Raw genomic sequence first — 21240 nt, forward strand, 5'->3', positions numbered from 1 at the left:
AAGGTTATAATATCTCGTTTGTTTGTCGGGCAGCTGATAAATTCAATGTTATTAAACATATTTTTATTTTAGTTCAGCCAAGGTTTCCGATTACTACCAATCAAACAATTACATTCAAAGCGTACGAATACAAAAAAGAACTTCATATTTTTTATATAGATTGTCTGCGAAAGTAGTTGTTAGGTTATTATTCGTAAAAATGAGTTTTTGAGTAATCACAATTCTAAGGTAATCAGGTTTATCCGAGATTATGATTACAACTTAATATAATTTAAAATCTTGTTAATATGGTGGTCGTACCAATGTACAGATAAAGTTTATTTAATAAAAATCTAAAGATTGGAGATAAGACCGATGTACGAGGAAGTTTATATTTAGATACACTATTGTATAGGAGATAATTCCGATGTAAACTTTAAGGATTTGATTTATAATTATACTTAAAAAATGGAGATGAGTCCGAAATTTAGTTTATAAAAGCAGATATCATAAGTATTGGTATCAGGCAAATTGATAATAAATTAAAATTTCATTAAAAGCTAACTACCGACAGAGAATACTCTGTCGGTAGATTTTTGTTTTGTGGCTTTATTAAGCTGCGTAAACTATTTACAGAACTGATAATATTTACTAAAAAAACACCGACCGATACTTGCTTGTATCAGTCGGTGTTTTATTATAAAGTATTCAACTCAACTTATGCAGTTTTACCTGTATAGAGCTGATAATACTTACCCTTTTGCTCAATGAGCTGTTCGTGTGTACCCTTTTCAATGATTCTGCCATGCTCAAGAACAATAATGCAATCTGAATTTCTTACAGTAGAAAGTCTATGGGCGATTACAAATGTAGTTCTGCCCTTCATCAGCTTATCCATACCGTCCTGAACAATTTTTTCTGTACGGGTATCAATAGAGCTTGTAGCCTCATCAAGAATAAGTGCCGGTGGGTTAGCAACTGCGGCTCTTGCAATAGCAAGCATCTGGCGCTGTCCTTGACTAAGGTTTCCGCCGTCACCTGTAAGCACTGTATCATAACCATGTGGAAGTTTACGGATAAAGCTGTCGGCATTTGCAAGTTTTGCCGCTGCAATAACCTCTTCATCAGTGGCGTCAAGTCTGCCATAACGGATATTTTCCATTACTGTATCAGTAAACAAATGTGTTTCCTGCAATACAATACCAAGTGAGCGTCTTAAATCTGCTTTCTTAATTTTATTGATATTTATGCCGTCATAGCGGATTTTACCGTCCTGAATATCGTAAAATCTATTGATAAGGTTAGTAATTGTAGTTTTGCCTGCGCCTGTTGAGCCGACAAATGCTATCTTCTGACCCGGCTTTGCACAAAGGTCAATATTATGGAGAACCATTTTATCATCTGTATAGCCAAAGTCAACATCGTCCATTACAAGGTCGCCCTTGAGCTGACGGTACTCTGTTGTGCCGTCCTCGCTATGAGTATGTTTCCATGCCCACATGCCTGTTCTCTCTTCAGATGGCTCAATCTTGCCGTCAACAATTTTTGCATTTACAAGATTTACATAACCGTCATCCTCTTCAGGCTTTTCGTCAAGAAGTTTGAATATTCTGTCTGCGCCTGCAAGAGCCATAATGATACTGTTGAGCTGCATACTGATTTGGTTAATCGGCTGGCTGAAATTCTTATTGAATGTCATAAATGCTACAAGTCCGCCGAGTGTGAGTCCTGCAAAATGATTAAATGCAAGCACACCGCCGACTATTGCGCAAAGCACATAGCTTATGTTGCCGAGCTGAGCATTGATTGGCATAAGAATATTTGCAAATTTATTTGCATTGTAAGCGCTGTCAAAAAGTTTGTCGTTGAGTTCGTTAAATTCTTCAACAGCCTTACCCTCGTGATTAAATACTTTTACAACTTTCTGACCGTTCATCATTTCTTCAATGTAGCCGTTTACCTTGCCGAGGTCATCCTGTTGAGCCGTAAAATATTTACTGCTCTTGCCGCCGATTTTGCCCGATACAATAAACATTACCGCAACCATAACAAGTGTAAGAAGTGTAAGCGGAATACTGATTGAAATCATACTTACAATTACAGATACGATTGTAATTGTACTTGAGAAAAGCTGAACCATACTCTGGCTAATCATCTGACGGAGAGTATCAATATCATTTGTATAAACCGACATAATATCGCCGTGAGAATGAGTATCGAAGAATTTAATCGGTAAACTCTCCATATGTGAGAAAATATCAATTCTCAAATTACGCATTGTACCCTGTGTTACATAAACCATAAGTTTTGAATACGCAAAAGTTGAAGCAGCACCGAGCAAGTAAAAACCTGCTACTCTTGCTATTGCGAAAAGCAAGGGAGTAAAATCAGGCGAACTTGTATTCATAAGCGGAGTGATGTAATCATCAATAAGCGACTGAATAAACAAAGTACCCTGAACATTAGCAAGAACACTTACGATAATACAGATAAACACGATTATCATATGAATTTTATAATTCTTAAAGGTATATCCTAAAATTCTTCCGAGAATTTTACCCGGATTTTTAACCTTGGGTTTTGCACCCATCTGGCGTCTTCTGCCACCCATAGGACCCGGCATTACATCTCCCCCTTTGCGTCAAAGTCACCGCTGCCCTTAGTTTGGGCCTCATAAATTTCGGTGTAAATATCATTTTTATTCAAGAGTTCATCGTGTGAGCCTACGCCGCTGATTTTACCGTTATCAAGAACTATAATCTTATCGGCATTCTGAACACTTGAAATTCTCTGTGAAATAATAAGCTTTGTTGTATTAGGAATTTCCTCTGCAAAAGCCTTTCTTATCTTTGCATCCGTTGCTGTATCGACCGCACTTGTAGAGTCGTCAAGAATAAGAATTTTAGGCTTTTTAAGTAATGCTCTTGCAATACAGATACGCTGTTTCTGACCGCCCGATACATTAGTACCGCCACGCTCAATAAATGTATTATACTTTTCGGGGAAAGTCTGAATAAAATCATCAGCGCACGCAAGTTTGCAGGCATTTACACATTCCTCTTCCGTTGCGTTTTCGTTACCCCAACGGAGGTTATCTAAAATTGTACCGCTGAAAAGTACATTTGACTGAAGAACTACAGATACCTCGTCACGGAGCTTTTCAAGGTCATACTCTTTAACATTTCTGCCGCCGACAAGAACTTCACCGCTTGTTACATCGTAAAGTCTGCCGATAAGGTTTACAAGACTTGTTTTAGAGCTGCCCGTACCGCCAATGATACCGACTGTTTCGCCTGACTTGATCTTTAAGTTAATATTGTCAAGCACCGGTTCTTCGCCTGTTTCGTTGTAGCTGAAGTAAACATCTTTAAATTCAATACTGCCGTCAGGCACATTTTTAACAGGATTTTCGCCGTTTGTAAGGTTACTCTTCTCGTTGAGAACACCTGCTACACGCTTTGCACTTGCGGCACTCATAGTAATCATTACAAATACCATACCGAGCATCATAAGTGACATAAGAATGTTCATACAATATGTAAGCATACTTGTAAGCTCACCTGTTGTAAGTGTTGAACCGACAATCATATTTGCGCCAAACCAGCTTATTGCAATGATACAAGCATAAACGGTAAGCTGCATTATAGGCGTTACAGATACCATACAGTTTTCAGCCTTAACAAAAAGTTTGTAAAGGTTGTTTGCGGCTTTTGAGAATTTTTTGGTTTCGTGATCCTCACGAACGAAAGCCTTTACTACTCTGATACCGGATACATTCTCCTGAACGCTTGCGTTCAAATCATCGTACTTTTTAAATACCTGATTAAAGTATTTCATAGTAAATTTCATAAGGGAAGCAAGAACAATCGCAAGAAAAATAATTGCAACGAGGTACACACTTGCAAGTTTTGCGTTGATTATAAATGCCATAACCATTGCACAAATAAGGCTTGTCGGTGCACGCATACACATTCTGAGTATCATCTGATACGCATTTTGTAAGTTGGTTACATCGGTAGTAAGTCTTGTAACAAGACCTGCGGTTGAGTATTTATCAATGTTTGAAAACGAAAATGTCTGAATATTCGCAAACATTGAGCGGCGAAGATTTCGTGCAAAACCGGCTGATGCCTTTGCACCGAAGCTGCCGCCGAGAATACCGCAGATAAGTCCGCCGATAGCACAAAGAACCATTCCTCCTCCGACAAAGAGAATATGATTCATATCGCCTTTGTTGATACCGTCATCAATAATTGACGCCATAAGTAGTGGAATGAGTGTTTCAAAAACAACCTCAAGTATCATAAAAACAGGTGTAAGTACAGATTCTTTTACAAATCCCTTAACCTGTTTTGATAAGGTTTTTATCATACTATTTCTCCTTTACTGTATTATTTCCTGAAATGCCCGCCTTTAATTTTCTTATTAAAAATAAAAAGGTCTGCTTTTCTTCAGGTGTAAAAACGCTGTCAAATTCCTGCTCGTTAGAAATAATCGCCTTATCTATTGAGCTTTTTATGCTTATACCCTTTTCGGTAAGCACAATTTTTTTAAGTCGTGCGTCATTTTCAACCGATACTCGCTTTATATACCCCTTTTTCTCCATAAGCTGTAAAATATTAGTTACAGACGAGCGTGAAATTGAAAATTCGCTTTCAAGGTTTTTCTGGAAAATATCCTTATCGCTGTTGTTATACAAATAAGCAATTATCCAGCCATGCATAATTGTTACCTTATCCACGCCTATGTTTGCCGCACTTTCAAGCATTTTTCTGTGCATAAGGTGATTTACCGCCTTGATTTCGTGACCTATTGCGTCACCCACATAAATACATTGTGGTCGTTTCGCCTTTAGTTTTTCTTCCTCCTCAAACATATCGCACACCAAAAACACCTCCCAAATCAAAAAAATTTGTATAAGTTTGATATGAAACTGTTTTATATTAAATTGTTTGATACCGAACTTTTACAACATTATAGTCTTTTTGTTTTAATTTGTCAAGAACTAATTTAAAATTTATGTAAGACAGCTTTATGCTGTCAATTTTTGTTGTAGCAAAGTTGCGTCATTAATATTTATTTTTCCGTCACTATTCAAATCAGCCGAATAAATCAAGAATTTTTGCTCGTCTTCCCTATTGCCCCCAACGCTTTCCATACTCAAACTTTGTATTGTTTTAACATCTTTAATATCAATTTTACCGTCCGCATTAACATCACACTCTTTCAGCACAAGACCTGTTCCCACAATTATAAAATCCGCATTGCTGTCATCAAGCATTTTTTCGGCAACAGATTTTTTCGCCCTGAAAGTATATGCGCCGACTGTGGAAAAATTGAGCTTTTTCACAAGAATATCTCCGCTGTATTTTTCCACAAATTCGCTCGCCCTCTTATTTTCTATTCCTTTTTTCAACAAATAGCCGTTCAGATTGTTAATTATCTGGGTGGAATACTCAGGATCTGCGGTCATTTTTTGTGTATCAATATTGTTTGCAATGTAAAACATAGACAGGTAGAACATAATTTTCGGACTGCTAAAGTCAAGTCCGCAATACGCTATTACATCTACAACATCGTCACTGCCGTAATTTTTCAAAGACATTCGTGAACAACCGTTCATAAGTGTAAAATATTCGTCTGCTTTTTCAATGGAAAAATCAGCCTTTGAAGCTGCCGTAACGCAAACAGCACTCAGCAATGCAACAATGACCGAAAGTACGGTACAAGTAAATTTTTTCAACATAAAAAGCACCTCCAAAGTTAGTATAACTCTGAAAAGGTGCTTTAAACGCAATTAAATATCTACTTTTTTATTTTCAACCTTTGCTTTACAAAGGCAATGCCCTTTTTTAATGAAAATCTTTTTATTTTATCGTGGTAAACAAAATTTATCTCGGCACATATCATTAGCAGCAGCATTAAAAAGTAAAGCAAAATCATTACGATTGCAAGACCTGTAATTACTCCGTAAACAGAAAATCCGTTAAAACTTTTTACATAAATCGAAATGCCCAAGGCAAGCACGAACCACGAAAGAGTGCATAATGCAGCACCAGGGAGCTGATATTTAAAATTGTATTCTTTCTTCTGCTCCTTTGATATACAGGGAAAATTCCTGTATATAGATGCAAAGGTAAAGGTAAGAATAAAAAATACAAGCAAATATCTCAAGCGGAAAATGGTCGTAATAATATTTGGCAAACTGCTGATATACGGTTGTATCCAATCGTCAAGGTAAGAGCCGAGGGCCACAACAACCATAGACACCGTCATAAGCACAAAGAATATTACTGTGTAAAACATTGCCCGCAAGCGTAATTGTATCCACATACGGTTTTCGTAAGCATCATACACTCGGTTAAGACCGTTGGTGATTGCGTGTATTCCCTGAGATGCCGACCATAGGGTTACTATAATTGATAAAAAGGAGATACCGATAGTATTCTGATAGGTTTCTGTAAGAAAATACTTTATCTGTCCCAAAAAATCATCTGCAAATATACTTTGCAATGCCTGCTCTATAAAAGCAGTGGATATGTGCAGACTTTGCAGAACAGACAAACAAAACGCCAAAAGCGGTACGGACGACAGCACTATAAAGAATGCCGACTGACCTGCTATGGCAAAAATGTTATCGTGAATACATTTACTTATTATCGGGTCATATCTTTTTAATATCTTATCATACAAAGCAAAAGCCTTTTTTACAGCTTTCATAACAAATCTCCTGTTTTATGAGTAGATTATAATGTATTTATATGACGCAATGGGCGTATTTAATCGTGACAGCTCTATTATTTTGAAATAATTACGCTGTCTGTTTTAAATTCGACTATATTGTTGATTTTCTCGTCATCTTTCAGCGGAACTTCAATAAGCATAAGGCAAACGCTTTTAGCGTCCTTGCCGTCGGTATCTTTTTGATAATGAACACAAGGAATTTGCGAGCTTATTACATAGCTTAATCCGCAAAAATCTACTCTGTCTGACGGTGATTCAAGGTCAATCGCCGCCACATAAAGACAGTTGTTGTTAAAAAAGCTGTCGTTGTAGGTTCTGCTGAAATTAAGCACTTCTTTCATATTAACAGTGCTTTTATACGAATCGCAAAAGCGCTCATACTCAGCCATATTATAAATTCCGTTCTGAGCGTTAAGTGGAATTTTATTGAAAGCTGACGCATTAACAGGGTCTGTATAATAGAAATGGGTAATATCGTTGCTGCTGACATCATTATAATAGCCGTCGGAAGAAAGATAGACATATCTTACCGTAAATATTGATGTATTTATACTCAAAAAACCTGCCGCAACAAGCATTACAAGCGGCAGAGCGGCAAAAGTAACTCTTTCTTTTATTTTTGCCTTAACAAAAAGCAGAATATACAAAATAAGTACAAATGATATGCCTGCAATGACATACATATAAAACGGCTGTTTGTATACATACATCATAAATTCGGAAAAACCAAACAGCAATTCCGCTATTATCAGAACCGCTAAATCAACCGAACGCAAGTCAATTGACATTTTTCTGTATCCATGTACTGTGGCGGCAACAACTATAAATGTAATAACCTCAAGAATAACTCCGATCAGGCCTGCGTTTTCCGAGCTCTTTAGCAATAACTGCAACGCAATAAAAGCCATTGTTTCAAGAATTGTCAATACAAGCAGCACAAAAGTCAGCACTGTAAGTCTGTGATTACTGCGTATGCGTTTTATCTGTTCCTTATACTGCTGCATTTCTTTTCCCGAAAAAGGAAATTTTTCAGTAGTATCTCCATAAAAATCAAAATCTCTCATTTTTTCGCCTTTCAAAACTTCATAAAATATTTATCAACAAACAACAATTTCATATTATCATTTGCCATATAAATTATATACAATTTTGCTTATAAATTCAAGTAAAATTGCTATTAAATATATTTTTCTTGATAATTTGACAAAAAGCCTCTATTGTGATAACATATTAGCCGAGCAGTTCGTAACCATCCTGCTCTGGCAATTAACCAAAAGGGGCTTGCTCAATCAAAACTAAGGAGGAAAGGCATAGGGCAAACTATGTCCATACACCCCTGCGGGTGTTTTTTTATGCCGAAATTATGGAGAGGTACAGTATCATTCACGAAAAAAACAGTCGTGAAATTGTTCTTCTGCGTGGCAGTGGCTGTGTATATACCAAATGCACATTCTGCGACTATTACAGCGACAGCTGTAAAAACGAGGACGAAAACTTCCGACTGAACAGCAAGGTGCTTGAAAATGTAACGGGCATCTACCAAAACCTTGAAGTTATAAACTCAGGTTCGGTATTTGAGCTTGACAAAAATACCATTGAGCTTATAAAAAAGGTTTGCAAACAAAAGAATATCCACACAATTCATTTTGAGTCGCACTATCTTTACAACAACAGAATTGCTCAGCTCAGAAAAGATTTTTCTGAATTTACACTTAAAATGAAACTCGGTCTTGAAAGCTTTGACTACGATTTCAGAGAAAATGTACTTAAAAAGGGAATTAAAGAGAAATCTCCCGAAAAAATCTCTGAAAACTTTGACGAGGCAAATTTCCTTTTTGGAATTAAAGGTCAGACTATTGAGTCCATAAAAAACGATATTGAGCTTGGACTTAAATATTTTGAGCGAATTTGCATTAATATAATGTGTGAAAATTCCACAGATGTTAAGCCAGACAGAGAGCTTATACAGGCTTTTGTAAAGGAAATTTATCCTTTATATAAGGATAATGACAGAGCAGACATTTTAATTAACAATACTGATTTTGGAGTGGGTGACTAATTATGCCAAACGAACTTATACTTATCTGTTCCGTAGTATTTATTTACGGTGCAGCAATTTTAGGATATTTAATTTTCGGTAAAACAGGACTTTACTGTATTTCTGTAATTGCCACAATACTTGCAAATATTGAAGTTACAATAATGATAAATGCTTTCGGTATGGAGCAAACGCTCGGCAACATACTTTTTGCCGTAACATTTTTGATAACCGATATTTTGTCGGAATGTGAGGGCAAAAAAGCCGCACAAACCGCCGTATATGCAGGTATTTTTTCATCAATATTTTTCCTTGTGCTTTCACAAAGCTGGATGCTCTATACACCGAGCTCGGCAGACACAATGATGCCGTCAATCAAAACGGTATTTTCAAACACACCACGAATGATTCTTGCATCCCTCGTTGTATATGCCATAAGTCAGATGTTTGATGTATGGCTTTACCACAAGTGGTGGAAATTTACCGAAAAGAAATTCGGCAACAAACGCAAATTCTTATGGCTCAGAAATAACGGTTCAACACTTATCAGCCAAATTCTTAATACAGCACTTTTCACTGCATTTGCTTTTTTGGGTACATACGATATTCCTACACTTATTTCAATTTTTCTTTCAAGCTATGTTATTTACATCTTTACAAGCCTGCTCGATACTCCGTTTGTATATCTTGCAAGAAAAATTCACGATAAAAAGCTCAGCAAGGAAACTGCTAAAGCATAAATACAAAAAATTTCCTGACAGTTCTTATGAATTGTCAGGATTTTTATTGTCATAAACCAACATAATGTGCTATACTTTTGTTGGTGATAAAATGTACTACACATATATACTCAGATGCAGTGACAACTCGTTATATACGGGAATTACGGCTGATATTAACAGGCGAATGTCAGAGCATTTTTCTCAAAACGAAAAATGTGCAAAATATACCCGTACCCACAAAGCCGCAAAACTTGAATCCGTATGGATAAGCGAAAACAGAGCCACTGCCTCAAAGCTCGAATATCATATTAAACAGCTGACTAAAAAGCAAAAAGAAAACATTATTTCAGACAAAAGTCTTGCTTTATTGAACAAGATTATTCCTATTGGGAATTATAAATATTCTGATATAGAATTAAATATTCAGTCAAAGTAAAAAAGTCCGACAAAATCGGACTTTTTCTATTTATTACAATGTAATTTTAAATGTAATTGAATTTTCATCTTCGCTAAAGCAAGCCGCCTTGCCCTTATGAGCATTTGCGATTGCCTTTACCACTGAAAGTCCTATGCCATGACCGCCTGTCTGAGAATTTCTTGACGAATCGGCACGATAAAATCTTTCAAAAAGCTCATCGTGTTTACCCCTTTCGATTTTTTCAACACTGTTTGTAACGGTAATCACTCTGCCCTTTCCGTTAGATTTTAAGGAAATTGCAATTTTTCCGTTATCATCGGAATATTTCATAGCATTATCAAGCAAAAGTGACACAAGCTGTCTTATCGTACTTTCATCGCCGCAATAGCTAAGGTCTTTTTCAATATCGGCGGTAAGTGTTTTTCCCTGCGAATTTGCAACAGACTGAAAGCCTTGCGTCACCTCATAAACGGCGTCAACGGAATAGTTGCTATGCTTTAAAATAACCACAAGTGCGTTTGAAAGTTCTTTTTCATCCTCGGCAAGAAGTAATCTCATAATCATTCCTCCTGTATTTATTGTAAAGCCAAAACCTTAAATACAGTTTAGATTATTAAAAATGCCACATCGGTATGATGTGGCATTAGTTGTGTTAATTTGATTTTGTGGTACTTGTTCCGCCTGTTACAAGTTCCTCATAAATAAACTCTGCAAAAAGCTTTCTCTGTGTCTCAAGGTCAGAAAAAGCAATTACCGAACCGACAGGAGTATCATTCATATAATACCACTGACCTTCCTGCGGAACAGTGTACTGTTCAACCGAATATGTGAGGTATGTCGGCGAATGAGAAACCAACGCTGTAATTTCGTCTTTCTTAATGTTGGTTGTAACAAGTGGGCCTACCTTGCCAACGATTGATACGATCTGAGTAAGGTCTGCGCTCTTCATATCGTTGAACATTGTTTCAAGGAGCTTACGCTGACGAGAGGTTCTGTCCCAGTCATCGCCTGCAATGCCTATCTCTTCCTCTGAGGAATCAAGGCCTCTGTTTCTTGCGTACCAAAGGGCTTGCTGACCTGTAAGATGTACCACACCGGGGGCATCGGTTATTGTTGTACGGGTATCGGACTGCTTGTTCTTGTAGAGCTGATAGTTGATATAATCAATTTCGTCCTTAGTAAGTTCAAGGTCAATACCGCCGAGAACATCAATAATATCTATAAAACTTGCGTAGTCAACCACTGCATAACGGTCAACCTTTACGCCAAAGTTAGACTCAATAGTTTGAATTGTCAGCTTTGGGCCGCCGTAAGCGTATGCATTTGTGAGCTTGTCATATCCATAACCGTCCACATAAACATAGCTGTCACGCTGGAAAGAAGTCATCTTCAGCTTTTTGTGGCGATTATCAATGGAGAGCATAATCATTGAGTCACTTCGGCCAAATTTCTCTCCCCTTGCGTTATCCTCACCGAAAAGCATAACATTGAGTACCTTTGAATCTTCAAGCAATTCATCATTGCTGAGCGACTTGTCAAAAATATCGTCTGAAGTAGAGTCGGCATTTGTTGTTGCCTTTGTTGCGGTTGCGGTATTATCTGAAATATCCACAAATTTCAGCGAATTAAGCACCGAATAATAATAGATAAGTCCGCTGCCGCCGATAAGCAAAAGAACCGAGAGCACAATAGCGGTAATTCTGATTGCCCTGCCCTTCTTTTTATAAATTTTGTTTACCTGCTTGTTAGAACTTATATCGACAAAACCGTCTTTTATTTCGTTTTTGTTATCGTGATTTGCCATAACATTCCTCCGAAAACAAAGTGAATTTAATTATGTTACAATCCGAGCATAACTAATTTAATAATTATACCATATTTGAATACAATTTAATTCTCAATAAGAATTAAATGTCTGATATTTTATTATTTTGTAAAATTATGTAAATATTATCTGTAAATTTTTACATTTCGTCAAGCGAAAGCGAAAACGCAGGCAAAAATTCTTTGCTAAAAACCTCAGCCTCAGGCATATTCATTTCTTTTATAGATTTTTCAATTCCTGTTTTTGCTTGCCTGAACTCCTCATTGCCCATACGCAGTTCTTCAATACATTTTATAAGTGCCGAAAATCTGTCTGCCGCCTTAACAAACTTTTTAAGCTCCTTGTCCTCATCACTGTTCTGCTTAATAATCAGCTCCATATCCTCTCTGAAATCTTCGGGCAAAAGCGAGCACAATCTGTCGGCAGCCGCATTTTCAATATCCTTATAAGCGTCCTTAATGGTGTTGTTAAAATATTTTATCGGAGTTGGCATATCACCTGTAATTATCTCTGTTGAATCGTGAAAAACAGCAAGGATACTCGCTCTTTCAGCATTAAGACTGCCTGCAAATCTTTTGTTATGAATAAGCACAAGACAGTGTGCAAGCATTGCAACCTGCAAGCTATGCTCACTTAAATTCTCATATTTTGTATTATTCATAAGTCCCCAACGATTTATGTATTTCATTCGTGACATCATAGCATAAAAATTCGACTGTTCCATAGCTATTTTCTCCTGTTTTTTTCCAAAATATAGTGCATTTCACCTTGTAATGTGGTATAATAAGTATTAATTATAATTTTTTATTTAATTATAGCCGTATTTCTTGGCTTTGTAAAGAATTTTGATTACTAATTACCCTTTTGTGGAGGAATATATGGGCAGGCAGCTTGAAAGATACAGAAATAAAAATTATCATTATGGGTTACAAGTCTTTTTTATTGCTTTTATTACAGCCTGTGCGCTGATTATTCCGTTCATTATTTTTGACGGCGGTGTTTTCTACTATTACGGTGACTTTAATGTGCAGGAAATCCCCTTTTATCAAATGATACATGACGCCGTAAAAAGCGGTAATTTCGGCTGGAATACCACAACAGACTTAGGCTCTGATTTAATTTCAAGTTACAGCTTTTATCTGCTCGGCAGTCCGTTCTTTTGGGCAACCATTCCTTTTCCAAGCGAGGCTGTCCCCTATCTTATAGGGCCGTTGATTATACTAAAGCTGTCGTTTTGTTCGCTTTCGGCATACATTTATCTTAAAAGATATGTCAGACATCGTCAGTTTGCGGTAATTGGCGGACTTCTTTACGCTTTTTCGGGATTTTCTGTTTATAATATTTTCTTTTTCCACTTTCACGAGCCAATGATAGTGTTCCCTCTGCTGCTTGCGGCACTGGACGCATTTTTATTTGACAAAAAAAGAGGTATATTTGCCCCTGCCGTATTCTGTGCCTGCGTAGTAAATTACTACTTCTTTACAGGTCAGGTACTCTTTGTAGTTATTTATTTCTTAATGCTCGTGTTTACCAAGACCTATAAATTTTCTGTTAAAGAATTTTTATTGCTTGCTTCAGAGGTTTTAATAGGCTTTCTCGCCACTGCATTCATACTTTTGCCATCGGTTTTGGGCATTATGGGCAATCCTCGACTTAACACACTTCCAAACGGCTGGGACTCTCTTGTTCATAACAATTCGCAAAGATATTGGCTTTCTATCGCCGCATTCTTCTTCCCTGCCGATATGCCGGCTTATCCTACATTTACGCCCGACTCAAACTGCAAATGGGCGTCTGTGGCAGGCTGGATGCCGCTCGTTGGTATGACAGGCGCAATAGCCTATCTCCAGCTAAAAAAGCGTGATTGGATAAAGAAAATTATCAGTCTGTTAATAATAATGGCATTTGTTCCTGTGCTCAACTCAGCTTTCCAAATGCTCAACAGCTCTATCTACTATGCAAGATGGTACTATATGCTCGTGCTTATGCTCACGCTTGCCACAATTCGTGCTCTTGAAAGCAATAAAGCCGATTGGGGCAGAGCCGTAAGATGGTCGGCAGGAATCACCCTTGCAATGACAATTTTAATAGGCTTAATGCCAAAAGTCACAACAAATGATGACGAAACCGAGCAATGGTCTGTCGGTGTAGCCGCCGACACAAGACGATTTTGGATATATGCACTTATTGCCATGGTGTGCATTTTAGGCTTTGTTCTTATTTTCAAAAAATTCGGTTTTCGCACAAGGGCATTTTACATTGCAACATCAATCACACTTTGCTTAACAATTCTGCTCACAAGCGGTTTTATAATCGGTACGGGTACAGCTTACAGCGCAACCATAAAGCCGATTAAAGAGAACATTTTAAACAAGCGTGACGCAATTCACATTGACGACCTTGACGATGACAGCGTAAGAAGTGATTTTTACGAATGTCCCGACAATACGGCAATGTTTTGGCAGATTAAGTCAATCAACTGTTTTCAAAGCTCGGTATCAACCTCTATTATGCAGTTTTACGAGGCGCTCGGAATGACAAGAGATGTTGCATCTCGTCCCGATACAAATATGTACGGTATCCGTTCGCTATTGAGCTGTAAATATCTTTTCGATTATATGGGCGATGACACCGATATAAGCAACTCTTTTACCGAAAAAAACGGTAAAACAAAAATGCCGTATTGGAAGTTTTTAAAAGCGGAAAACGGTTTTAGAATTTACGAGAACACCTGCTATATTCCTATGGGATTTACCTACGATTCCTTTGTTACGGAGGAAGAATTTGAGCAGTCAAAGAGTTCGCATAAGTCTGAAACTATTTTATATTCAATGGTTCTCAGTCGTGAGCAAATGAAAAAATATGCCTCAATAACAGGCTATACAGACGAAAAATACAAAGAGCTTTACGGAAAGAAACCCGAAGACTTTGTAAGCATAATAGACGATTACTCTTACGGCAGGGAAACCTACAAGAAAGTTTGCGAAGAACGCAAAAATAATTCTTGTTCAGAATTTAATTATACAGACAACGGCTTTAACGCTGTTTTTGACAATACAAACGGCAATGAAAATCTGCTTTTCTTCAGTGTGCCTTACAGTGACGGCTTTACGGCATATGTAAACGGTACAGAAACCGAAATAGAAAAGGTAAACAACGGACTTATGGCTGTTTATATTCCCGCAAATGAAAATTGCAATATAGAATTTGTTTACAAAACTCCGGGACTGTCAACAGGCATACTCATTTCTGTTATTTCAGCCGCCGCATTTTTGGTTTATATTTTATCAATTAACATCTTTAGATATATAAAAAAGAGGAAATAATTACATTCGGAGGACTTAACTATGATATTTGGTGACAGAATATTAAAATACAAAGACGAATTACTTGCTGACCTCAACACACTAATCGGGTTTGAATCGGTTGCAAACGAAAAACCCGAGGAATGTCAGAACGCCATGGACTTTATGCTTAAAAGAGCAAAGGACTTTGGATTGGTCGGTAAACAGGTTACAAGCGAAAGTATGCACATTCAGCTTGGCGACAAAGGCAAACTCTGCGGTATTTTGAGCCACCTTGATGTTGTGCCGGCAGGCAATAATTGGAGCGTACTTCCCTACTTCCTCACCGAAAAAGACGGCAGACTTTACGGCAGAGGAATTGCAGACGATAAAGGCGCTGCGCTCGTTACACTTTATTGTTTGAGAGCATTAAAGGACGAGGGCATTGACGGAGTAAACACCCTGCGTGCAATTTACGGCACAAGCGAGGAGTGCGGTATGGAGGATATAGACGGATATTTTGAAAAAATGCCTGTTCCTGACCTTTCTTTCACTCCCGACAGCGACTACGGAATTTGCTATGCCGAAAAAGGTATTCTCCAAATTGAAGTCAGCACAAAGGGAAACCTTGCAACTGTACTTTCTCAGCTACACTCAGGCAAGGCAATAAATGCTGTTCCCGACATTGCCTATGCCCTGCTTGATTCATCAAACTACGATGAGCAAAATCTGCTTGAGCTTTCAAAAACAACAAAAGGCAACTTTGAGTTTAACTCTACAATAGACGGACTTATGGTAATCAGCCGAGGCAAAGCCGCTCATGCCTGCGAGCCGCATAAGGGATTCAATGCCGCCGCCGCACTTATTGAGCTGCTCGCAAAGGCATATGCCGCTAATGAAATAGGCGCAATCTGCGACTTTATCAACATTGCTTACGGCAACGAAACCGACGGCTGTTCACTCGGTCTTAAAACTCATTGCAGTATTTCGGGCGACCTCACAGTAAACCTCGGCTATATTCACATTGAGGGTGACGAGGCAAGAGCCGCTTTTGATATTCGCTACCCTGTTTCTGTTACAGGCGGCAGTGTTTACAGACAGTTCAGATATGCGGCTAAACATAATAAATTAAATGTTAAGATACTTAATCACGAAAAGCCGCTTTACATTGAAAAGGACAGCGAGCTTGTAAAACTCCTTTCAGGTGCATACAAGGCTGTTACGGGCGAGAACCCCGAACTTTACACCACAGGCGGCGGAACATACGCAAGAAAGCTCGGCGGAAAAGGTCTTGCTTTTGGCCCTGCTTTCAAAGATGACGAGGTTAATATGCACAATGCAGACGAAAGCATTGATAAAGAAAAATTCTTTACCCACGCTCAGATTTGCCTTGAGGCAATGTATAGAATGTACTGCGGTACAAATGACAGCGAAAACTAATATTTTTATACTTGCATCGGCAAAATATTAATTAACAAAGGATTTTTGTATGACTAAAGAAAAACTTATTAAAAATCAGGCGCTAAACTCATTAAAAGGCTCGTGGTTAATTCTCATTGCAATGGCACTTGTGATTTCAGCCGTTATTATTGCTTTGTCGGGTTTCGGCACTATAATACAGCTGATTACCAAGTCTTTTGATATCACAACAAATACTGCAAAGCCCGGTAAAGAATTTTTATTTGAACTGGTTAACGGAATTAGTGTGGCTGTAATGTTCTTTTTAAGTCCGCTGATAAACGGATTTTTCAAATCCGCCTACACCGCAGTTCACAATGAAATACCGAAGATCTGGGATTTATTCAGCTTTTTTAAATCAGCAAAGCTGTATTTCAAGGCTATTCTCCTCAACTTAATGTTCTGCATAATTTTATCTGCGGCGGCATTTGCATTTGATTTTGACTACCTTATAAAAATCATTATGGATTCGGTATCAAACAACGATATTCTTGCGGCTGTGTTACAGCCTGTATTGAATGTGGGATTTGGCGCTGTGTCTGTTTTCCTTATTTCGTTTGTTTACTTGTTTTTCGTAAACTACGCAATGTTTTTATTCGTTGATGATCCAAAGTCCAATGTATTCTCATGCTTTGGCAAAGGAGTAAAAATGTTCGTTAAAAACTTTGGCAACACAATGAAGTTATATTTCAGCTTTATCGGTTGGATTGCGCTATGCTTTTTTGTAGTACCTACGTTTTATGTATTGCCGTACATTACAACTACATTTGCAACCTCTGCAAAGTGGTTAATATCAATAGAAAAAGGCAGGAATTAACTATGATAGTTTCTCTGTGTATGATTGCCTACAACGAGGCAGATGCGCTTGATGGACTTTTCAAGGATATTTCGTTGCAGGATTATCCGCACAACAAGATAGAGGTTGTATTTGTTGACAGTATGTCAACCGACAAAACCTATGAAATGATGGGAAAATTCAAGGAATTAGGCTACGGATTTCGCAATGTGACTATCGTGCAGTGTATGAAAAAAAATCAGGCAAGCTCGTGGAATGCCGCTCTTATGACTGCTCGTGGTGATGTTATAATAAGGGTAGACGCTCATGCCCGTATTCCAAAGGACTTTGTTTCAAGAAATGTAATGAACCTTGAGGACGGCGAAAATGTTGTGGGCGGCGGCAGACCAAACATCACCTCTGACATTTCATCTTGGAAACTCACCTTGCTTGCGGCAGAGGACTCACTTTTTGGCAGTTCGGTAGCCTCTTACCGCAGACCCTCGGCACAAAAAGAATACCTCGACAGCCTTTTTCATGCCGCTTACAGACGAGAGGTAATAGCAAAGGTTGGCGGTTTTAACGAAAACCTCGGCAGAACAGAAGATAACGAATTTCACTACCGCATAAGAAAAGCAGGCTACAAAATGTGCTGTTGCCCTGACATAGTGTCTTATCAGCACGCAAGAAATAATCTTAAATATATGGTTCATCAAAAATACTCCAACGGCAGGTGGATAGGTCTTACTTTGTCGGAGTGTCCGGGATGTCTTTCATACTTCCACTTTGCTCCGTTTCTATTCGTAATGGCTCTGTTGTTCTGCTCGGTACTTGCATTTCTCGGTTTGCCTCTGTTACTATATGTTTTGCTTGCAATTTACGGAATGTTTGACATAGTAAATACAGTCGGCTGCTGCACAATGAAAAACATTCAGCCGCAGTTTGTACTGTTGCCGTTCATCTTCCCTATGCTCCACATTGCATACGGAATAGGCACAATAGTCGGTTTGATTCAAATTCCGTCCTGGCAAAAAAGCATAAAGAACAGTCACGCAAAAGAAAAAATTGAAAAAGTAAGGCGCAAGGTAATTCAAAACACCTTAAAGCCTGAGGAACGCTGATGTTTACTCTCGATAATTGGTCGGCTGATGACTACAACAATCTGACCGAATACCTTAAAAGCCATGCCGATTTAAAATACAAAGCCTTTCACTCGTCGCTCATACCCGATGATGAAAGCGACAGCTTTATCGGCATCCGTATGCCTGATATGCGCAAAATTGCTAAGGAAATTTCAAAAGGAAATGCTCGTGAATTTTTGAATATTTCCAAAACAGAATATTACGAACAGCGTATTATTTCCGCCATTGTTACGGGACTTATTAAAACCGAAAATTTTGAGGACTTTATTTCTCTTGTAAATAATTTTATTCCTAAAATAAATAATTGGGCGGTTTGTGACGGCCTTTGTGCTGGACTTAAAGAAGTTAAAAAATATAAAATTAAATTTTTTGACTACCTCACAAATTATTTAGAGAGTAAAAACGAGTGGTATATCCGCTTTGCGTTTGTTATTATGCTTGACTATTACCTCGACAGTGAATTTATAGATGCCGTACTTGCTCGGTGCGACTTGGTAAACAGCGATAAATACTACATTTTAATGGCGCAGGCATGGCTCATTGCAACCGCATATGCCAAGCAGAGAGAAACTACACATTCATATTTCCTTAATAATAATCTCAATGACGCAACCTTTAATAAAGCTATTCAAAAATGTATTGAAAGCAGACGAGTATCCGATGAGGATAAAAAATTTTTAAGAACTCTAAAAAGGTATTGACAAATCACAATTACGGAATATAATATAATTAACAGTTGTCTTCGGGGCGGAGTGAAATTCTCCACCGGTGGTTAAAGTCCACGAACAAGCATTGCTTGCCGAGTCTGTGAAATTCAGACACCGACGGTATAGTCCGGATGAAAGAAGAAACGCAAACTCTCGGCATTGCCATTTGGCTTTGTCGAACCTTTTGTGCAGAAATTTTCCCCGTTACACTAAGTAACGGGGATTTTTATTTTTCTCGGGACATCTGAATTTATTTCTAAGGAGTGTGTTCTATGAGAACAGCACAAAAATCCAATCAAAAACTTATGACCACAAAAATTACGGTAACTGCGCTGTTGACAGCAGTTGCCATTGCTCTTCAGTACATTGAAGTGCCCATTCCGCTCGTGCCGTCATTCTTAAAGCTCGATTTTTCGGATTTGCCTGAGCTTATCGGCTCATTTGTATTAGGCCCGCAGTACGGCATAATTATTTGCCTGCTTAAAAATCTTATTCATTTGCCTGTATCAAGCTCAATGTTTGTAGGTGAATTTTCAAACTTTATTCTCGGCGCAATTTTTGTGTTTGTGGCAGGTATGATTTATAAGTACAACAAAACTAAAAAAGGCGCTTTAATCGGCTGCGTAGCAGGTGCGGCGACAATGGCAATACTCAGTGTTGTAACAAACTACTTTGTAGTTTACCCTGTTTATGCAGAGCTATGGGCAGGCGGAGATATGAATGTAATTGTAAATATGTATAAATTACTCTTGCCGTCATCAGACACATTGCTAAAGTCTTTAATTATCTTCAATGTACCTTTCACATTATTTAAGGGCATAATTGACGCTATTATAGCAATGATAATTTACAAGCCGCTTTCAAATATGATTGTTCGTATGAACACTGCTTTTACAAAAAAGAGCAGCACTAAGGCCGAAAAGGCTTGACTTTTTTCGACATAGTGATATAATATAATTTGTAAGCATTTTTGCTTAACAGAGTAGAAATTTGTGCGTAAAGTGTTTTGTGGACGGGGAGTTGCCACAAAAACGAAAGGTTACCCTGCGGTACAGATTTCGCATCCCGCTGTTACTTTGGGACTAATAGCGGGCAGAGTTTCTGTCCGCTTTTCTTTTTCTCCTAAAGCAACACCGAAAAATCTTTAGGAGGAAAATATATGTCAGTTTCTAAAAAATTCCTTAATTCTTTTTCAGAATTAAAGTCAGTTAAGTCACTTGCCATGATTGCAATGCTGCTTGCGCTGAGAATCATCCTCGGATTCATTGGCAACAGCACCTTGCCTTTCTTTGGCAACAATGTAAAGCTAAGCGGTGCATTTTTGCCGATAGCAATTACAGGCTCTATGTTTGGCCCTGTGCCTGCTATGCTTGTAGGTATGCTTGGAGATGTTTTATCTTTCATTATGAATCCAACAGGAGGAGCATACTTCCCCGGCTTTACAATCAACGGTATTTTAACAGGTCTTATTTACGGTTTATTTCTTTATAAGAATGAAGTAACCATTCCAAAGGTAGTCATTGCATGGGTTATCAACTGCATTGCGGTTGAAATTTTCCTTTCGGCATATTGGCTGTTCTTCCTTTACGGTACTTCTTCGGGCAAGTCATATTTTATCTACCTTTCGGCAAGACTTATAAGTCAGGCTGTTAAGTGTATTCCCGAAATTCTGCTTATTCTTGCCTGCGGTAAAATTATGTCAAGAGTTAAACTCCCACAAAAAGCTAACTGATAACAAAATCGGCTGTTGCAAAATTTGCAGCAGCCGTTATTTTTTGTTTTATTCTAAATGTTGAGGTAACATTATAAATAATGTGGCTCTATGTCAATAGTTGGGGTAATCCGAAAAATGAAATAGAGATATTTAACAAGTGGCAGAAAATTAAACTGTCGCTTGTTTTTGCGATTGATAGGCAAATATATGCAAAATACGATTGCGGAAACGCTTAAAGTTTCTGAAGCCATATGCATTGCGCTTTAGCACCTTGATTTTGTTGTTGCAGCCCTCTGTAAATCCATTTGTTATTGCTGTTATGAATGAATTGAGTATGCCTGTGAGCCAATTCATCATCGTTTTTGCACACTTAATAAACTGTGGGATATCGCAGTTATAAGCCCAATTTATCCAATCTGACATCGCTTTTTTAG

At 38.0% G+C, this 21240-nt stretch carries 20 protein-coding genes and 2 riboswitches; of the genes, 10 read left to right on the top strand and 10 right to left on the bottom strand.

Going from position 1 to position 21240, the window contains the following annotated elements; translation table 11 throughout:
• Positions 1 to 697: 697 nt before the first annotated feature.
• The 6 genes from DXC23_RS04900 to DXC23_RS04925 all read right to left on the bottom strand — a co-directional run bounded on the left by DXC23_RS04900 (position 698) and on the right by DXC23_RS04925 (position 7787).
• A complete protein-coding gene (locus tag DXC23_RS04900; RefSeq protein WP_117705017.1) occupies positions 698 to 2602 on the bottom strand; it encodes an ABC transporter ATP-binding protein in 1905 nt (634 codons plus the stop codon).
• Positions 2602 to 4350, bottom strand: coding sequence for an ABC transporter ATP-binding protein (locus DXC23_RS04905; protein ID WP_117705018.1), 1749 nt, complete (start codon positions 4348 to 4350; stop codon positions 2602 to 2604). Before DXC23_RS04905 ends, DXC23_RS04900 begins: the two co-directional genes overlap by 1 nt.
• Position 4351: 1 nt before the next feature.
• Positions 4352 to 4855, bottom strand: coding sequence for a MarR family transcriptional regulator (locus tag DXC23_RS04910; RefSeq protein WP_117705078.1), 504 nt, complete (start codon positions 4853 to 4855; stop codon positions 4352 to 4354).
• 156 nt (positions 4856 to 5011) lie between these two features.
• Complete coding sequence (locus tag DXC23_RS04915; RefSeq protein WP_117705019.1) at positions 5012 to 5725, bottom strand: dockerin type I repeat-containing protein; 714 nt, start codon at positions 5723 to 5725, stop codon at positions 5012 to 5014.
• Positions 5726 to 5784: 59 nt separating this feature from the next.
• Complete coding sequence (locus DXC23_RS04920; RefSeq protein WP_117705020.1) at positions 5785 to 6699, bottom strand: YihY/virulence factor BrkB family protein; 915 nt, start codon at positions 6697 to 6699, stop codon at positions 5785 to 5787.
• A gap of 77 nt (positions 6700 to 6776) precedes the next feature.
• Positions 6777 to 7787, bottom strand: coding sequence for a hypothetical protein (locus DXC23_RS04925; RefSeq protein ID WP_117705021.1), 1011 nt, complete (start codon positions 7785 to 7787; stop codon positions 6777 to 6779).
• Between the two features lie 299 nt (positions 7788 to 8086).
• Here DXC23_RS04925 and DXC23_RS04930 point away from each other — a divergent pair, with 299 nt between their 5' ends.
• The 3 genes from DXC23_RS04930 (at position 8087) to DXC23_RS04940 (ending at position 9919) form a co-directional block, all read left to right on the top strand.
• A complete protein-coding gene (locus DXC23_RS04930; protein WP_117705022.1) occupies positions 8087 to 8782 on the top strand; it encodes a radical SAM protein in 696 nt (231 codons plus the stop codon).
• Positions 8783 to 8784: 2 nt separating this feature from the next.
• The gene (locus DXC23_RS04935) at positions 8785 to 9501 is read left to right on the top strand and encodes a queuosine precursor transporter (RefSeq protein ID WP_117705023.1); all 717 of its coding nucleotides are present in this window, start codon (positions 8785 to 8787) and stop codon (positions 9499 to 9501) included.
• Positions 9502 to 9592: 91 nt separating this feature from the next.
• Complete coding sequence (locus DXC23_RS04940) at positions 9593 to 9919, top strand: GIY-YIG nuclease family protein (RefSeq protein WP_117705079.1); 327 nt, start codon at positions 9593 to 9595, stop codon at positions 9917 to 9919.
• Positions 9920 to 9952: 33 nt separating this feature from the next.
• Here the strand turns inward: DXC23_RS04940 and DXC23_RS04945 are convergent, their stop codons facing one another.
• The 3 genes from DXC23_RS04945 to yfbR all read right to left on the bottom strand — a co-directional run bounded on the left by DXC23_RS04945 (position 9953) and on the right by yfbR (position 12450).
• Positions 9953 to 10459: an ATP-binding protein gene (locus DXC23_RS04945; protein WP_158552437.1), complete on the bottom strand. Its 507-nt coding sequence runs from the start codon at positions 10457 to 10459 to the stop codon at positions 9953 to 9955.
• A 94-nt stretch (positions 10460 to 10553) separates the two neighbouring features.
• Positions 10554 to 11705, bottom strand: a complete 1152-nt coding sequence (locus DXC23_RS04950) for an LCP family protein (protein ID WP_117705025.1) — start codon at positions 11703 to 11705, stop codon at positions 10554 to 10556.
• 160 nt (positions 11706 to 11865) lie between these two features.
• A complete protein-coding gene (gene yfbR / locus DXC23_RS04955) occupies positions 11866 to 12450 on the bottom strand; it encodes a 5'-deoxynucleotidase (protein WP_117705026.1) in 585 nt (194 codons plus the stop codon).
• Positions 12451 to 12604: 154 nt separating this feature from the next.
• Between yfbR and DXC23_RS04960 the strand changes: the two genes are divergently transcribed.
• The 7 genes from DXC23_RS04960 to DXC23_RS04990 all read left to right on the top strand — a co-directional run bounded on the left by DXC23_RS04960 (position 12605) and on the right by DXC23_RS04990 (position 20824).
• Positions 12605 to 15052 carry a YfhO family protein gene (locus tag DXC23_RS04960; protein ID WP_117705027.1) on the top strand — a complete coding sequence of 816 codons (2448 nt, stop codon included), beginning with the start codon at positions 12605 to 12607 and terminating at the stop codon, positions 15050 to 15052.
• 21 nt (positions 15053 to 15073) lie between these two features.
• Entirely contained in the window at positions 15074 to 16450 is a 1377-nt protein-coding gene (locus DXC23_RS04965) for a Sapep family Mn(2+)-dependent dipeptidase (RefSeq protein ID WP_117705028.1), read from the top strand.
• Positions 16451 to 16499: 49 nt separating this feature from the next.
• Positions 16500 to 17285, top strand: coding sequence for a hypothetical protein (locus DXC23_RS04970; protein WP_117705029.1), 786 nt, complete (start codon positions 16500 to 16502; stop codon positions 17283 to 17285).
• Positions 17286 to 17287: 2 nt separating this feature from the next.
• Entirely contained in the window at positions 17288 to 18364 is a 1077-nt protein-coding gene (locus DXC23_RS04975; protein ID WP_117705030.1) for a glycosyltransferase family 2 protein, read from the top strand.
• Positions 18364 to 19086, top strand: coding sequence for a DNA alkylation repair protein (locus DXC23_RS04980; protein WP_117705031.1), 723 nt, complete (start codon positions 18364 to 18366; stop codon positions 19084 to 19086). Before DXC23_RS04975 ends, DXC23_RS04980 begins: the two co-directional genes overlap by 1 nt.
• A gap of 33 nt (positions 19087 to 19119) precedes the next feature.
• Positions 19120 to 19239: riboswitch (FMN riboswitch) on the top strand.
• A 125-nt stretch (positions 19240 to 19364) separates the two neighbouring features.
• Positions 19365 to 20021, top strand: a complete 657-nt coding sequence (locus tag DXC23_RS04985; RefSeq protein WP_242997405.1) for an ECF transporter S component — start codon at positions 19365 to 19367, stop codon at positions 20019 to 20021.
• 47 nt (positions 20022 to 20068) lie between these two features.
• Positions 20069 to 20165: riboswitch (THF riboswitch) on the top strand.
• An 86-nt stretch (positions 20166 to 20251) separates the two neighbouring features.
• Entirely contained in the window at positions 20252 to 20824 is a 573-nt protein-coding gene (locus DXC23_RS04990; RefSeq protein WP_117705032.1) for a folate family ECF transporter S component, read from the top strand.
• Between the two features lie 150 nt (positions 20825 to 20974).
• Here DXC23_RS04990 and DXC23_RS12520 read toward each other — a convergent pair.
• Positions 20975 to 21240, bottom strand: a 266-nt coding sequence (locus DXC23_RS12520; RefSeq protein WP_199523042.1) for a transposase, incomplete at its 5' end; no start/stop codon positions are given.

Origin of the sequence: Eubacterium sp. OM08-24 (assembly GCF_003438075.1) — a bacterium.
GTDB lineage: Bacteria > Bacillota > Clostridia > Oscillospirales > Acutalibacteraceae > Ruminococcoides.